This window comes from Kitasatospora sp. NPDC023120, assembly GCF_055560835.1.
Genome location: NZ_JBVHHY010000020.1, coordinates 57,094 through 71,399, shown reverse-complemented (window position 1 = coordinate 71,399; position 14,306 = coordinate 57,094). Strand labels below are relative to the sequence as shown.

Annotated in this window: 15 protein-coding genes; 13 read left to right on the top strand and 2 right to left on the bottom strand. The window is 68.6% G+C overall.

Annotated elements, in window-relative coordinates; genetic code table 11:
• The 3 genes from ACZ3TI_RS27425 to ACZ3TI_RS27415 all read left to right on the top strand — a co-directional run bounded on the left by ACZ3TI_RS27425 (position 1) and on the right by ACZ3TI_RS27415 (position 1,219).
• Positions 1-168: a hypothetical protein gene (locus ACZ3TI_RS27425; protein WP_465730663.1), complete on the top strand. Its 168-nt coding sequence runs from the start codon at positions 1-3 to the stop codon at positions 166-168.
• Positions 168-536, top strand: coding sequence for a hypothetical protein (locus ACZ3TI_RS27420; RefSeq protein ID WP_465730661.1), 369 nt, complete (start codon positions 168-170; stop codon positions 534-536). The genes ACZ3TI_RS27425 and ACZ3TI_RS27420 overlap by 1 nt, the downstream gene beginning before the upstream one ends.
• Before the next feature lie 98 nt (positions 537-634).
• A complete protein-coding gene (locus tag ACZ3TI_RS27415) occupies positions 635-1,219 on the top strand; it encodes a hypothetical protein (protein WP_465730660.1) in 585 nt (194 codons plus the stop codon).
• 440 nt (positions 1,220-1,659) lie between these two features.
• Here ACZ3TI_RS27415 and ACZ3TI_RS27410 read toward each other — a convergent pair whose 3' ends face one another.
• Positions 1,660-1,812, bottom strand: a complete 153-nt coding sequence (locus ACZ3TI_RS27410) for a hypothetical protein (RefSeq protein WP_465730659.1) — start codon at positions 1,810-1,812, stop codon at positions 1,660-1,662.
• 147 nt (positions 1,813-1,959) lie between these two features.
• On the opposite strand from ACZ3TI_RS27410, the gene ACZ3TI_RS27405 reads away from it, so the two are divergent.
• From ACZ3TI_RS27405 to ACZ3TI_RS27395, 3 genes are read left to right on the top strand one after another with little or no spacing between them, the layout of a single operon-like run.
• Positions 1,960-2,349 (top strand): hypothetical protein, encoded by a 390-nt coding sequence (locus tag ACZ3TI_RS27405; protein ID WP_465730658.1) that lies wholly within the window; start codon positions 1,960-1,962, stop codon positions 2,347-2,349.
• 26 nt (positions 2,350-2,375) lie between these two features.
• A complete protein-coding gene (locus ACZ3TI_RS27400) occupies positions 2,376-2,666 on the top strand; it encodes a hypothetical protein (protein WP_465730657.1) in 291 nt (96 codons plus the stop codon).
• A 3-nt stretch (positions 2,667-2,669) separates the two neighbouring features.
• Positions 2,670-6,545: a transglycosylase SLT domain-containing protein gene (locus tag ACZ3TI_RS27395; protein WP_465730655.1), complete on the top strand. Its 3,876-nt coding sequence runs from the start codon at positions 2,670-2,672 to the stop codon at positions 6,543-6,545.
• Positions 6,546-6,599: 54 nt separating this feature from the next.
• Here the strand turns inward: ACZ3TI_RS27395 and ACZ3TI_RS27390 are convergent, their stop codons facing one another.
• The gene (locus ACZ3TI_RS27390) at positions 6,600-7,004 is read right to left on the bottom strand and encodes a hypothetical protein (RefSeq protein WP_465730653.1); all 405 of its coding nucleotides are present in this window, start codon (positions 7,002-7,004) and stop codon (positions 6,600-6,602) included.
• Positions 7,005-7,356: 352 nt separating this feature from the next.
• Here ACZ3TI_RS27390 and ACZ3TI_RS27385 point away from each other — a divergent pair, with 352 nt between their 5' ends.
• From ACZ3TI_RS27385 to ACZ3TI_RS27355, 7 genes are all read left to right on the top strand, one after another.
• Complete coding sequence (locus tag ACZ3TI_RS27385; protein ID WP_465730651.1) at positions 7,357-8,604, top strand: phage distal tail protein; 1,248 nt, start codon at positions 7,357-7,359, stop codon at positions 8,602-8,604.
• 25 nt (positions 8,605-8,629) lie between these two features.
• The gene (locus tag ACZ3TI_RS27380; protein ID WP_465730649.1) at positions 8,630-9,709 is read left to right on the top strand and encodes a hypothetical protein; all 1,080 of its coding nucleotides are present in this window, start codon (positions 8,630-8,632) and stop codon (positions 9,707-9,709) included.
• Positions 9,706-10,908 carry a hypothetical protein gene (locus ACZ3TI_RS27375; protein ID WP_465730647.1) on the top strand — a complete coding sequence of 401 codons (1,203 nt, stop codon included), beginning with the start codon at positions 9,706-9,708 and terminating at the stop codon, positions 10,906-10,908. The genes ACZ3TI_RS27380 and ACZ3TI_RS27375 overlap by 4 nt, the downstream gene beginning before the upstream one ends.
• Positions 10,909-10,932: 24 nt before the next feature.
• Entirely contained in the window at positions 10,933-11,244 is a 312-nt protein-coding gene (locus tag ACZ3TI_RS27370; protein WP_465730646.1) for a hypothetical protein, read from the top strand.
• Positions 11,241-12,941, top strand: coding sequence for a glycosyl hydrolase family 28-related protein (locus tag ACZ3TI_RS27365; protein WP_465730644.1), 1,701 nt, complete (start codon positions 11,241-11,243; stop codon positions 12,939-12,941). Before ACZ3TI_RS27370 ends, ACZ3TI_RS27365 begins: the two co-directional genes overlap by 4 nt.
• A gap of 111 nt (positions 12,942-13,052) precedes the next feature.
• Positions 13,053-13,496 (top strand): DUF1003 domain-containing protein, encoded by a 444-nt coding sequence (locus ACZ3TI_RS27360; RefSeq protein WP_465730642.1) that lies wholly within the window; start codon positions 13,053-13,055, stop codon positions 13,494-13,496.
• Positions 13,493-14,302 carry a C1 family peptidase gene (locus ACZ3TI_RS27355; RefSeq protein WP_465730640.1) on the top strand — a complete coding sequence of 270 codons (810 nt, stop codon included), beginning with the start codon at positions 13,493-13,495 and terminating at the stop codon, positions 14,300-14,302. Before ACZ3TI_RS27360 ends, ACZ3TI_RS27355 begins: the two co-directional genes overlap by 4 nt.
• Positions 14,303-14,306: the final 4 nt, after the last annotated feature.

The window sequence follows — 14,306 nt, the reverse complement described above, 5'->3', positions numbered from 1 at the left end:
ATGCCTCTGGTCCGCACCACTTTCTTCTCCGACCCGGTCGAGGTCCCCGACGACGAGATCCCGGTGCTCCGCGCCCAGGGCCTCCTCGTGGAGGAGTCCGAGCCACGGCCCACCGAGCCCGCACCGGCGCCCGCCAAGCAGGCCGCCTCCAAGCCGAAGGACGCGTGATGGCCCGCCTTGCTCTGACCGCGACCAGCCAGCCGAAGACCGGCTCCGCGTCCCCCCTCAACCTCACTGCCCTCCTCACCGCAGGCACACTCGGCGCCAACACCGGCGTCTCCTTCGTCAACACCGGCCGCGAGGTCCTGCACATCGCGATGGGCGCGGGCGCTAGCACGGTCATCGTCAACATCGGGATGACCGTCGAGGGGCAGCCCGTCACCGCGATCACGGCGTCGCTCACCTCGAACGCCACCAACATCGTGGGCCCCTTTCCGTCGGACGAGAACCAGCCCAACGGGCAGATCTACGTGGACTTCGGCACCCCGGCGAGCATCACCGGCGTCGCCCTGCTCCAGAACGCCGGCGTCTTCTAGTCCCGGTCCCGCAGTACCGCTCCCGGCCCGCTGTGCGGGCTTTTTTCATGCCCGCGCCCGGCAGTGGCGCCCGACCCTAGGGGATGATCCCTGTGGCTGTGAATGCCGCCAACCTGGTACTCGGCCCGGCGCGTCTCTACGTCGCCCCGTTCGGCTCCACCGAACCTCTCGACAGCGCTGTCACGCCGAACGGCCCCACGACCCCGCCGTCCTCCCCGTGGACCGACGTCGGTGGCACCGACGGCGGCGTCACCTGGGAGGTCGACAACACCTACACGGGTCTTCAGGTTGACCAGATCACGATGGAGGTCGGCGCCCGCCTGACCGCCATGAAGATGACGGTCACCGCGAAGCTCGCCGAGATGACGCTCGGCAACCTGCAGACAGCGCTCAACAACATCGGCACCCTGGCGACGAACTCGGGCTACTCGACGCTGGATATCCCGGTGACCTCGGCGTCCACGCAGCCGAGCTACGCCGCCCTGATCATCGACGGCTGGGCGCCGATGCTGTCCAGCGGCCAGCCGGCACTGCGCCGCGTCATCGTCCGCAAGGTCCTCAGCCAGGTCAAGGCGCAGCTGTCGTACGACAAGAAGACACAGCAGGCCTACGACTGCACGTTCTCGGCGTACTACGTGAGCAGCAGCATCCCGCCTGTTCACATCATCGACCAGACAATGTGATTCGGCAGGTGAGAGCGACTATGCGGGATGCGTTCTAAGTGCAATGGTCCTAAGCTCGGGGCGTGGCAAGACCCAGGGACCCCGAGCACGAGTACCTGCCTGACAAGAACGGAAACTTCCGACCGCACACCCGGATCACCTGCGAAACATGTGGTCGGGAAGCCCTTGCCCGCACGGATGGCTCTAAGCGGTTCTGTTCCAAGAGCTGTTCCACCACCAAGCAGCATGCGGAGGGGCGCAGTCGCCAGGCCAGTGGCGCAGAGCACTACCGGTGGAAGGGCGCAGACGCGAAGTACCAGGCCCTTCATATGCGGGTTATCCGCCTGCGCGGCAAGGCCAATCACTGCGAGTGGCGCGCCACCCTAGGCTGCCGCAGCCGGAAGTACGAGTGGTCTCATATCCACGACAGTGACCCAAGCGATCCACAGAACTACCGGTCGCTATGCAAGTCCTGCCATCACCGGTATGACGAACAGACCGGATCCGACCACACCAACGCCAAGCTGGCGCCAGAGCAGATCGCTCTGATCCGCAAGCGGTACGTCCCAGGCGTCGTCAGCCAGCAGGTGCTCGCCGACGAATACGGCGTTCATCAGACCAACATCAGCAGGGTGGTCCGGAGACGTACGTACCGTTAACCACGCACCGCGTCCGAAGCCCGGCACGTCCGACCGTGCCGGGCTTCTGCGTGTCCAGTTCCGCGATCGCGGATCCTCCATCACCCAGCAAAGGAAGCCTTGATGGCCGCGAAGGTCACCGCCAGTAAGAAGTCCCCTGCTCGCCGGTCCGCGCCGTCCCCCGCGGCGCGGACAGCCGAGCCCGACTTCGAGGTGCTACGCCTCACGACGAGCCCGCAGGTGGACGAGGAGCGGGTGCCGCTCTTCTACATCGACGACGTCGAGTACTGCATCCCGAAGCGCCCGCGGATGAACGTAGCGCTGCAGTACATGCACCTCGCCAAGGACCAGGGCGACGCGATCGCCACGGACTTCCTCCTCGGCAGCCTCCTGGGCGAGGACGGCTACCGGGCGCTGCGCGAGTACGACCAGCTCACCCCGGAGCAGTTCCAGCAGATCACCGCCATCGCCACCCGGCAGACCCTGGGCGCTCTGGAGCTCCCAAAAGCGTAGTCGACCGGGTGGTACAGGTCGCCTGGGTGCTGGACCACCTCGACGACCTGGCCTCGGATTTCAGCGTCTTCCACCGGATCCCTGACGTCAGCGTCCTGGACGGCCCGACATTCCTGCGTCTCGCGTGGCGGATGTCCGCCTATCAGGGCGTGATGCAGGCCAGGGCCGCCGCCCACCAGGAAGCGGACGCCAGCGCTGGGGCTACACCTCGGATGGCTCCGGGTCGGCGCGAGGAGATCAATCCCGGCACGCACACCTCCCTTATGGCCGATCCGGCGTTCGCCGGTCTGTTCAGCTACGGATCGTCTCGGGGGTGAGCTGTGCCCGAGGGCTTCCGCATCGCAAGTGCGTGGGTGAGGGTCTCGCCGGACCTGGAGGGGTTCCGGGAGGAGCTCCAGGCCAAGCTCGATGAGGCTACGGCGGGTGCCGTGGGCCGGGTGCGGGTGGTCCTGGAGACCGGCGAGTTCGATGCCAAGGCCGGCGAGGTCAAAGCCAAGCTGGACGAGCTCGGCGGCGAACGGGCCGATCCGTCGGTGCATCTGGAAGTGGCCGCGTTCGAGGCCAAAGCCGAGGACGCGCGCGCCCAGCTGGAGGAACTGGGCGGCCGGCGCGCAGGGCCGGAACTGCAGTTGGACGACGCTGAGTTCGAGGCCAAAGCCGACGATGCCCGGGTGCGGATCGATCGCCTGGCGCACGACCGGGCGCGGCCTGAGATCAGCCTCGACACGGCGGCATTCGATGCCCGGCTCGACCGGGCCGAGGCGCGCTTGCACGCTTTCGGGGCCAGGGAGGCTTCCGCCCGTCTCGGCGTCAACGTCAGCCGCTCGGGCGGCCACGGAGGCGGGGGAGTCGGCAGCGAGGCTGGCAGCCTGCTCGGTGGCCTGGCCCCGTCTCCGATGCTCGCCGGTGTCACCGCGGGCATCACGAGTCTGCTCCCGGCCGTCGGCGGGGCCGTGATGGGCGGCGGCCTCCTCGCGGGCGCGGGCGCCCTATCCCTGGGGCCGGTCGCGAAGGCGCTGAGCGACGCCCACCAGGCCTCCCTCAACATCGGCATGACCCCGCAGCAGGCCGCGGCCATCCAGTTCTCGAACTCGGTACAGCGGCAGGGCGCACAGGAGCAGGTCACCACCGCGCGCATGCAGCAGGCGCAGGACGCCATCACCGCAGCCCGCACGATCGAGACCGCGCAGATGACCCTGGCCTCGGTCGAGCGGTCCACTGCGGCGCAGCAGGTTCAGGCCCTGCAGTCGGTGGTGCAGGCCGAGCAGGGCGTCCAGCAGGCCGACTACGCCCTGTCCGAGGCGCAGTACAACCTGAACCAGGCGTGGGAGCGGGCACGGGAGAATCTGCGGGAGCTCAACGACCAGCTGGCGGACAGCAAACTGAACGTCGAGCAGGCGGAGCTCGGCATCAAGCAGGCGATGTACCAGCAGAAGCTGATCAACGAGAACGCCTACTCGACTCAGCTGGACCGGCAGCAGGCCGCCCTGTCGGTCGCGCAGGCGCAGCAGCGCCTTGTGGACGCGCAGGACCAGCTGGCCGCCTCACAGTACGCCGCGAACCGGGCGAACCAGGAGGGCATCGAAGGCTCGCAGGAGATCATCAAAGCCAAGCAGGCCGTGGTCTCCGCGCAGTACGGGCAGATCGACGCGCAGGCCCAGTACCGGATCGCACAGCAGGATCTGACGAACACGCAGCTCAACAACATCACCCAGCTGCGAGAGGCGCAGATCCAGCTGCAAGCGGCGGAGCAGGACGCCTCCTACCGCCGGCAGATGGACGCGCGCAGTGTCGAGCTCGCCGAGCGCAACGTCTCGAACATGGTCCGGGAGCAGGAGCTCCAGTGGGCGTCGATGAAGTCGACGGAGAACGAGGCGGCGAACGCTCTCGCCAAGGACCTGGCGCGCATGACCCCGGCGATGCGGTCCGTGATGGAGCAGATTTTCGGGATGACGGGCGCGTTCCGGGGGATGCGGGATGCCGCGCAGAACGCCGTCGCCCCGGGCCTGTCGCAGTTCATCAGCGGCCTGTCCGATTCCATGCCTGCGCTGACTTCTGGCGTGACGGGCATGGGCAGGATCATCGGGGATGCTTTCGGCTCGATCGGTAAGGCGCTGGAGTCGAACCACGGGAAAGAGGTTCTGCAGGGGCTTATCGACAACGGGCTGAAATTGGCGCAGACCGTTGTTCCTGCGATCGGCGGTCTCGCCGGCGCTCTGGCGACGCTGGGGTCGCAGAAGGGCGCGGCCGACGGCCTGGGCGGGGCGTTCACCGGGATCCTCAACGCCGTGACCGAAGTGGTGAAAGCGGTGTCGCCGTTCGTGGGATCGCTGTCGTCGGTTCTCGGCACCCTCGGGCAGGCCTTGGCACCGATCGGCACGCTCCTGGGCACGGTCGTCGGGCAGGCCGCGCAGGCGCTCGCCCCAGCGCTGTCGGCTCTGCTGCCTGCGGTGACGACCCTTGCCGGGGCGCTCGGGCAGAGTCTGAGCCCGATCTTCGCCGCACTGGGTCCGCTGCTGCTGCCGGTGGCTCAGGCAATCACCGGGGTGGTCGAGGCGTTCGCGCCCATGCTGCCGGTCGTGGGCCAGATCATCGGCCAGATCGGCTTGAGTCTGGCGCCGCTCTTTCAGGCGCTGGTGCCGATTGTGCTCCAGATCGCCCAGCTCCTGGTGAAGGATCTGCAGGTCGGTCTGTTCCAGACGCTGCAGGCGCTGCTGCCGCTGATTCCGGTCGGTGTCCGGCTGATCGAGTCGCTGTTGCCGCTCGTCAGCCTGATCCTGAAGCTCGGTAGCATTTTCATCGAGTTCGCAGCGAAACTGATAGGACCGGTGATCAGCGGAATCGTTGCCGTTGTCGCGGCTGTTGGCAATTTCGTGTCGAATTGGCGCGAGGCGGTCGACTGGGTCGAGGCCAAGGCTTCGTGGCTGTGGCACAACGTCTTCGAGCCGCTATGGAAGGGAATTCGCCAGGGCGCCGAGGATTTCGTCGCCGGTTTCAAGACGGTCTGGGACACGCTGAAGGACATCTTCAAGACGCCCGTGGCCTTCTTGATCAACACGGTGTATGACGGCGGTATCGCCAAACTGTGGAACTCGGTCACGGGCGCGATCGGCATGCACAACCTGGACTTGCCGATCATCACCGGTTTCGCCACCGGCGGTGTCGTTCCCGGGTACGCCCCGGGTCAGGACACGGTTCCGGCGATGCTGTCGCCTGGCGAGGGTGTGCTGGTGCCAGAGGCGGTGCAGGCGATCGGCGCCGATACGGTGCATAGCCTGAACGCGGCTTACGGCGGCGGCCGGCAGTCCGTTGGTGGCCATTTCTCCGGTGGTGGCATCATCGGCGGCATTAGCGACTTCGTTGGCGGCCTGATCGACAAGGCTGTCGACATCGGGAAGATCACCGCAGCGATTGCCACGGGCAACGGCGACGCCCTGACCAACGCGCTGACCAAGTTGGTCGGGACCCAGGGCGACGTCGGGAACTACAGCAAACTCATGCTGGGCATTCCGGGCTCGCTGATCCACAGCATGGTGCAGGCGATCCTCGGCTCGCACCCGGCCGCCCCGGCCAGTGGCGGCGGGGTGATTCCGTCCGGTGACCACCTGGCCATCATCGACCAGGCGCTCCAGGCAGCCGGCGTGCCCCCTCCGGGCACGCAGGACGAGTGGCGGGCCGGGCTGAACACGTTGATCACCCGCGAGTCCGGCTGGAACCCGCGGGCCATCAACAACACCGACATCAACGCCCAGAACGGCGACCCGTCCCGCGGCCTGGCGCAGACCATCATGTCAACGTTTTTGGCGAACCACGTGGCGGGGACCAGCACCGACATCTACGACCCGGTCGCGAACGTCGCCGCAGCGATTCACTACATCGTGGGCCGCTACGGGAGCATCAGCCGGGTGCAGCAGGCCAACCCGAACCTGCCGCCGAAGGGGTACGACCAGGGCGGTTGGCTGATGCCGGGCAGCACGATGACGGTGAACGGGCTGGGCAAGCCCGAGGCTGTGCTCACACCCGACCAGTGGGACATCGTACGGCAGCTCATCCAGCGGGCGGCTGAAGGCGCCGTCGGAAGCGGCCCGGGGCGTCAGGTGGTCGTCCAGCAGCACTACCACGGCACCCAGCTGCCGACGGTGGAGCAGCAGGCGGACATGCAGCGGCGCCTGGCGCTCGCGCTGAGCGGCGCCTGACCGCCCGCTGAGGGCACTGCGGCAACCTGCGGTGCTCTCCGGTGGGCGGGCCGCCTACACCTTGCCGATCCGGGTCACGCCCACCCACAACTGCTTGAGCTGGGAGGGGGTAAGTGACGGGTCGGGGTTGAGGTTGACCTTCAACGAAATCGACTTCCCCGGCCCGATGGGCCCCGTCGTCGCGTCGACACCGGGTCCGCCGGATCGCCCGGTCGCACTGCCGATGGCCTGGGTCACGTGAAAGGAGTACTGGAGTGGCGCAGCGCAGGGGTTGGTGAACTCGAATGTCACGATCACCACTCCCGCGTCGGCCTGGGCATTGAGGAGCTGGGCCTCGTTGCCGGAGTCGTCAGCCGGGACGATGCACGGGTCGGCGCCGGTCTTCATGACCTGCACGTCGTCGAGGTCGGGCGCGCCCTGGACCGGCTTGTACGGGAGGCGTGCGGCCGGGATGGCCACCTCCAGGCGCCCCGGCGTCTGCGATGCGGTGCCTGGCGCCGGGGCCGGGCCGGAGGCTGTCGTCGGAGCCGGTGCGGGCGCCGAAGTCGTCGCTGCCGCAGGCGACGCTGGAGGGCTCTCCGTCTGGGCCGGCGCCCGGCTCGGCGGTGCAGCGGCCGGATGCGTGGTGGTACTGGCGCAGGCGGCAGTCAGCAGGACAACACCGGCGAGGGCTGGGATGACACGGCGCACTGATTCCCCAGGGGCTGTGACGGGTTGGTGCGGCCAGTGTGGCAGTGCCGCAGGCAAGGCCTTGTGGCCCTTTGCCGGACTGTGACCGATTTTCAGCGTGACGTGCCGGAGGTGGTGACGGGTGGTGCAAGCCGTCGCGGGCCAGCCCTGGACGCTGTATCTGAACTTCTACAACCAGACCGGCGGCGCCCTCACTGATCCGTCCGCGGTGCAGCTCGACATCACCTACGGGCAGCAGGTCGGTTTCGTTGCGGACGTCGCCGGCCCGTACACCTACCAGGGCGCCAGTCAGCCCGTCTCGGGCCAGGTGTGGCGGATCGGCGTCGGCCAGTACGCCTGCACCTGGAACGTTCCCCCCACTGCTACGCAGGGCGTGTACGTCGCGAACTGGGCCTGCCAGTACGGTGCCAACACGTTCCTCGGCGTCGAGGACTTCGCGGTCACCGGCGGGTTCACACCGCCGGTCCCGGCGAGGGACACCGGGTTCTGGACCGGCGGCCTCATCTTCGGAAGCCTGGACATCGAGTTCGGGCAGGTGGACAGCAACGGCATCGCCTGGCTGTGGCAGAAGCTGGAGGGCTGGGACGGCCCCGACGTCCAAGGCGCGGGCGTCATCCCCCGATCCGGCGACCACGGAGGGTGGGCGTCACCGCAGTTCTACGCGCCGCGGACCATGACCTGGACAGTCACGGCATCCGCTCCGACGCAGGCCCTGCGCGACCAGGCCCGCGCCCTGCTGCAGCAGGCGGTGCCGATCAGTGGGTTGGCTCAGCTGCGCTTCGACGAGCCGGTGCCCAAATACGCGTGGGTACGGCGCAGCGGGAAACTGCCCGAGTCCTATCCCACCCTGACGGACGTCACGTTCACCGTCGGCCTGGTGGCCCCGGACCCGCGCAAGTACGGGACCACGCAGCGCTCGCTGGTGATCGGCGTGGTGCCCGCCACCGCGGGCGGCAGCATGGTGACCCCGTTCACGGTGCCGTTCACCGTCAAGGCGTCGCCGCCCCCGGGTGTATCCGTCGCGAACAACGCCGGCGGCTTCGCATCCCCGCCGGTCGTGGTCATCACCGGGCCGGTCACCGGTCCCACCCTGACCAACCTGACCACCCGGCAGACGGTCTCGTGGTCGACCCTGACGCTCAACACCGGCGACACCCTCACAGTCGACTTCCTGAACCGCCAGGGCTTCGTGAACGCCTCCACGATCTCCACCACCCCGGGCGTGCCGTCCGCCGGCGGCACGTTCTGGCCGGCCGACCTCAACTCCGGCTGGTGGCAGCTGTCAGCGGGCTCCAACCAGGTGCAGTACGGCGGCGGAACAGGCACCGGATCCACCGCGACCATCTACTGGCGGGACGCGTGGGTGTGACACCGCTCCGCAGGGAGGGACTCCAATGGCAACACAGGTGACCACCAGCCTGCCCATGTGGCTCACGGGCGCCACTTATGACGCCAACAGCGGCAACGACCTGCGCAACAGCGGCGTCACCGCCTACTTCTACGACCAGGGCATCGCCACCGGCACCACGATCGGAGTCCTCGGCGGGGTGGTCGGCGGCACCGGCCTCGCGGTGAGCCCCGGGACCGGCATGACGGTGACGGTGCAGCCCGGCTCGTACGTGGTTCCGAACTCGTCGACGCCGACCGCGGGCGGCTACGCGTCGACCCTGTCGACGCAGGCGACGCTGACCGTGCAGACCGCGGACCCGTCGAACTCCCGGATCGACATCATCGTCGCGTATGTGTCCGACGTCGGCAGCTCATCCTCGTTCGGGGCGATCCAGATCATCACCGGCGTGGCCGGGCCCTCGCCGTCGGTCCCCACGGCCCCGGCGAACTCAATCACCCTGGCACGACTGACGGTCACCGCCGCAGCAACGTCCATCACGGCCGGGATGCTCACGGACGTACGGCCGTTCACCGTCGCTACGGGCGGCGTCCTCGTCGCGCCGCGGGGCACGGTGAACGGCTACAAGGGGCAGATCGCCTACGACCCCGGGTCGAACGCGTTCTACCACAACAACGGCACCACCAACGCCACCCAGCTGCACGTGCTGCCGTGGGTGCCGATCATCCAGACCCAGACCGCGAACTTCGTGTTCGACGGCAGCGAGCAGACCGTACTGTCGGCCACGATCACCACCGACGGCAACACCGACATCGAGATCTACTTCAAGTACGCGGGAATCGGCTGCAGCCGGGGAGCCGGCACCTCGTTCATCGCCACCTTCCGCATGTACATCGACTCGTCTGCGGTCGACGGCACGTGGACACCGAGCCTGCCCGGCGACGGCACGATCTACAACGGCTCCGCATGGTCGTACTTCACGAGCTCCGGTGCGGGTGACACCCCGAGCGCGGGAACGCACACGGTGAAGGTCACGGCGCAGAACGGCAGCGGCCTGTACTCGACTACGATCGCCGCTTCGGGCACCGCCAAGACGCTCCTGCGTGTGGGGCCGGGCGGAATGTGAGCACCTACACCTATGCGTCCACCGACCTGATATCCGGACGGGTCCTCGCCGACAATCTCCCCCTGACCGTGCAGAGCTTCGGCGCGCAGCTCAACGGCTCGGGCACCCTGACCGGGTCCCTCGCTCTCAACGCGGAGCCAGCGGTCAACGCACCGGCCGTCGCCGCGCTGGAGCCCCGCCGCTCTGTCCTATGGGTCCTGCAGGACGGCTACCCGGTGTGGGCCGGCATCGTGTGGGACTGGCCCGACCAGGGCCGTGGGCCCGGCACCCTGCCGATCTCCGCGCAGACCATCGACACCCTGTGGTCGCACCGGCTGATCACCGACACCATCATCTACCAGCAGGTCGACCTGTTCACCGCCTTCATGGACCTGTGCCGCTACGGCACGTCCAAGCAGTCGTCGTACATCTCGTCCGTCTCCCCGGCCGCGACCCGAACCCCCGCCTACCTAGCGATGGTCGCGCAAAACGGCGGCGTGGCACGGCTTGTGATGCCCCAAGGCTCAGCGGGCACAGCCGGCGTGCCGTGGACCGCCTCCTACACGTACTCAGACCTGACCCAGATCAGCGGCGCCTGGCAGGACATGTGCGCAAGCGGCAACCTCGAATACGCCTTCGTCCCCGGCCTCGACTCCTCCGGCAACCTCGCGATCTTCCTGCGACTCGCCTACCTGCGGATGGGCCGCTCCGCCGCCTCCTCCGGCTACAACCTGATCTACCCGGGCAACGCCATCGACTACGGCTACCAGCGCACCGGAAGCCAGAGCAGCAACATGGTGTGGGCCACCGCTCCACCGAACGGCGCCGCCCTGCAATGGCAGTCCGCATACCCCCACGGATCCGACGCGGCCGACCTCGCCGGCGGCGTGTACCCGCTGATGGAGTCCAACGTGTCCTGGCAGGGCTCCTGGGTTGTGACCCAAGCCCAAATCGACGGATTCGCCGACGGCGAGGTCGCGATGAAAACCCGCGCGATGACCAACCCGGTCGTGACCGTAGGACCCGGATACCCCCGCGTGCGGGACATCATCCTGGGCGACGCCACCACCCTGGTCGCCACCTCACCACTGCACCCGCCCGGCCCGAACGGACAGCCCGGCCTGCAGCAACGCGTGCGTGTCGTGGGGTGGACGGCGTACCCGCCGGGCCCGCAGCAGGCCGAGAAGATCCAGCTCCAGACATCGGCCGTGGGCGCCTGACAGAGCAGAGAGAGGAGGCCGCTGGTGACCCGCTACCCCGACCCGCTGGAATCCCGGTTCGCCGCAACGATGCAGAACATCCAGCAGCGCATCAGCCGGCTCGAAAACCGCACGACCAGCATCGACTCCGGGTTCCCGCTCGCCGCGCTGGCCGCAGTCATCGACCCCGCCTATAGCAGCGGCCAGCCCAAGGCCTACATCAACGGGGCCACCGCGCTCACAGGGCCCTACCGGCGCCTGTCGTCCTACACCCCAGCGGCGAACGATTCCGTGCTTGCCATGCCCGTACGCATAGGCCAGGTCGGCACCTACGTGATCCTCGGGAAGCTCATATGACGGCCTCCATGTACGGCGCGGCGGACCGCGTCGCCAAGGCCGGCGACACCATGACCGGCACCCTCGTGCTTACCGGAAGCCCGCCAGCGCAGGTACCGTCCGGTGCCGCCACCGGCAGCGTGCTCACCTCCGACGCCTCCGGCAACCTCACCCTGCAGGCACCCGGCGCGGTGTCCGGCACCGACTACCTCAACGTCAAGACCTACGGCGCCAAGGGCGACGGAACCACCAACGACACCAGCGCGATCCAGTCCGCGCTGACCGCAGCCGCCACCAAGGGCGGCACCCTGTACTTCCCCGCCGGTACGTATGTGCTGTCGTCCGCGCTCGCCCCGGCCAACCAGGTCAGCCTCCTCGGCGCGGGCCCCGGCGCCACCATCCTCAAACAGACCTCCACCAGCGCCCACGGCGTCGCCTACAACCCGACCACCCTCAACTACGTCTCCATCCAGAACCTGACCCTGCAAGGCCCCGGGTCCGGCACCGGCGTCGGCCTGTACATGCAGGCCAACAGCGGCGCGAACCCGGTCACCTCGTGCCAGGTCAACAACGTCGCCGTCACCGGGTTCGGCAGCCACGGCGTCCAACTGGTCACGCCCACCGGATGCAGCCTCGCTTCGGTCAGCGTCTCCAGCGTGGCCGGGCACGCCTTCTACCTTTCGGGCGGCACCGGTAACGCCCTCGACGCCTGCGCGGCCGTCGGCAGCGCCAGCACCCAGCAGGGCTTCAACCTGTCGTCGGTGTCGTACACCACCCTCACCGGGTGCAAGGCGTCCGCCTGCGGCGGCGGCTACCTGATCAGCAGCGGGTCCGGAAACGTCCTGAACGCCTGCGGTGCCGACACGATCGTCGCCCAGGTCAGCCAGGACGGATCCGGGTTCAAGGTCTCCGGCGGGTCCGTCCACACCTTGATCGGCTGCTACAGCACCGTCAACAAGGCCGCGGCGTTCTGGGTCACCGGCAGCGCCACAGGTGTGTCCCTGATTGGCGTTCAGGAGGCCTCGCCGGGCGCCGGGGCGACATCTTCCATCAAGGTCGACACGGGGTCCAGTGCCACCGTCATCGACAGCGCCACCGTCACCGCGACGAGCTATGCCTCGTCCACGACGAACAGTGTGACCGCCGCCGCCGTCACCCTTCCGGGCGCCCTCACAGCGGGCAGCGCAAGCGTCACCGGGAGCCTGAGTGCAGGCAGCGGATCCGTCTCCGGCAACCTGTCCGTCACCGGGAACCTGACGGTGTCGGGCATCGGACAGCGGGTAGCCGCCTACAAGGCCTCCAACCAGTCGGTGACCAGCTCGACAACCCTGGTCAATGACTCCGCGCTCGTCGTCGCGCTGGCGGCCAACGCGACGTACCGGATCGACGGCTACATCTCCTACACCGGCGACAACTCGCCCGCCGGCGACCTCCAGTGCACCCTCACGGTCCCCAGTGGAGCCACCGGCTCCTGGTCGTCCTTCGGGGTGCCCACCGGCGCTCTGACCGCATACGACGCTGTGTCGATTGGCTTCGCGACGACCCGGCGGCTCGGCACGAACGGCACCTCGACGCCGATGGCTCTCAGGCCTGGCGGTGTGGTGGTCACCAGCGCAACGTCCGGCAACCTGCAGTTCCAGTTCGCCCAAGGGGCGTCCAGTACCACTGCCACGACCGTCAAGTCCGGGTCCGTCCTCGTCGCCACCCGCATCGCCTGACCTGCCCGGCTCCCGCTCACCGTGCCCCCGCTCTCGGGGGCTTCGTCACTTCTCCGGAGGACCCGTGCCGATCGCCAGCATCGACCTGCACCAGACCAGGCGGGGCGGCACGTGAGCCGCCCGGACGCCGCCCCCTCTTCGGGGCACCAGCATCCCGCGAACCAGGTCCGTCACGACGACCGGGCGCTCGGCGACCGCATTGCCGACGGCCTGGCGGGCGGAATGGGCAGTTGGCGGTTCATCATCGCCCAGGCGATGTTCACCGGCACCTGGATCGGGGCGAACACCATCCACGGCTGGTCCCGCTGGGACGAGTACCCATTCGTCCTGCTCAACTTGGTCTACAGCTTTCAGGCCGGCTTCACCGGGCCGATCCTCCTGCTCAGCCAGAACCGGCAGGCGGAACACGACCGCCTGCGGGCAGAGCACGACTACGAGGTCGACAGGGAAGCCCTGGCCTGGACGAAGGCCATCGCCGCGCGCCTCGGCGTCGCCGATCCGGAAACCGACACCGCTGCCATCGACGGCACTCCCACCCCCGAGGAGGCTCGATGACCCCCGCCCTCGGACGGATCGTCGACCACGACCCGCGGTCCCTCGCCTACGCGCACGGCGTCCTGCCGCGGTCAGCACTGGCCACGACGTCGTGGACTCGCCGCATACCCGTGCTCGACCAGGGCCAGCTCGGGTCGTGCACCGGAAACGCCGCGACCGGCCTGCTCGGCACGGACAGTACCGGCCGCACGGGAGCCACCACCGTCACCATCAGCCCTGCCGGAGCCGCATCGTCCCACGGTGTCTTCCAGGCCGGCGAGCACTCGCTCAACGAGGCCTTCGCCGTCAGTCTCTACTCGCTGGCCACCGTCCTGGACGACGTGTCTGGCCAGTACCCACCCGCCGATACCGGCAGTAGCGGCCTCGGCGTCGCCAAGGCGCTCAAGGCGCTGGGCCTGGCCACCAGTTACAGCCACGCGTTCGCCCTCTCTGCGGTGCGCTCCGCACTGCAGTCCGGGCCCGCGCTGCTCGGCATTCCGTGGCTGAAGAGCATGTTCACCCCGGGCACCGACGGGCGGATCCCGGTCGACCCGACATCCGGCGTCGCGGGTGGCCACGAGATCGAGATCACCGGCTGGGATGCCAGCACCGACAGGTTCTGGCTCACCAACTCGTGGGGCAACGGTTGGGGGCAGGACGGGCGCGGCTACCTCGCGGCGCCGGACCTGCAGTGGCTGCTGTCCCAGCAGGGCGACGTCACGGTGCCCGTGCTCTCCGCCCCGCCCACGCCGCAACCGACTCCGGCGAACCCGGACGCGGCGTTCGCGGCCGCGGCCCGCACCTGGCTGACCGCCAAAGGCCTGTGAGAGG

Excerpts from the sequence above, each read along its gene's own strand:
- ACZ3TI_RS27425 (WP_465730663.1), top strand. The coding sequence starts at position 1 with ATGCCTCTGGTCCGCACCACTTTCTTCTCCGACCCGGTCGAGGTCCCC.
- ACZ3TI_RS27420 (WP_465730661.1), top strand. The coding sequence starts at position 168 with ATGGCCCGCCTTGCTCTGACCGCGACCAGCCAGCCGAAGACCGGCTCC.
- ACZ3TI_RS27410 (WP_465730659.1), bottom strand. The coding sequence starts at position 1,812 with ATGAACGCCGTATTCGTCGGCGAGCACCTGCTGGCTGACGACGCCTGG.
- ACZ3TI_RS27405 (WP_465730658.1), top strand. The coding sequence starts at position 1,960 with ATGGCCGCGAAGGTCACCGCCAGTAAGAAGTCCCCTGCTCGCCGGTCC.
- ACZ3TI_RS27380 (WP_465730649.1), top strand. The coding sequence starts at position 8,630 with ATGGCAACACAGGTGACCACCAGCCTGCCCATGTGGCTCACGGGCGCC.
- ACZ3TI_RS27365 (WP_465730644.1), top strand. The coding sequence starts at position 11,241 with ATGACGGCCTCCATGTACGGCGCGGCGGACCGCGTCGCCAAGGCCGGC.
- ACZ3TI_RS27355 (WP_465730640.1), top strand. The coding sequence starts at position 13,493 with ATGACCCCCGCCCTCGGACGGATCGTCGACCACGACCCGCGGTCCCTC.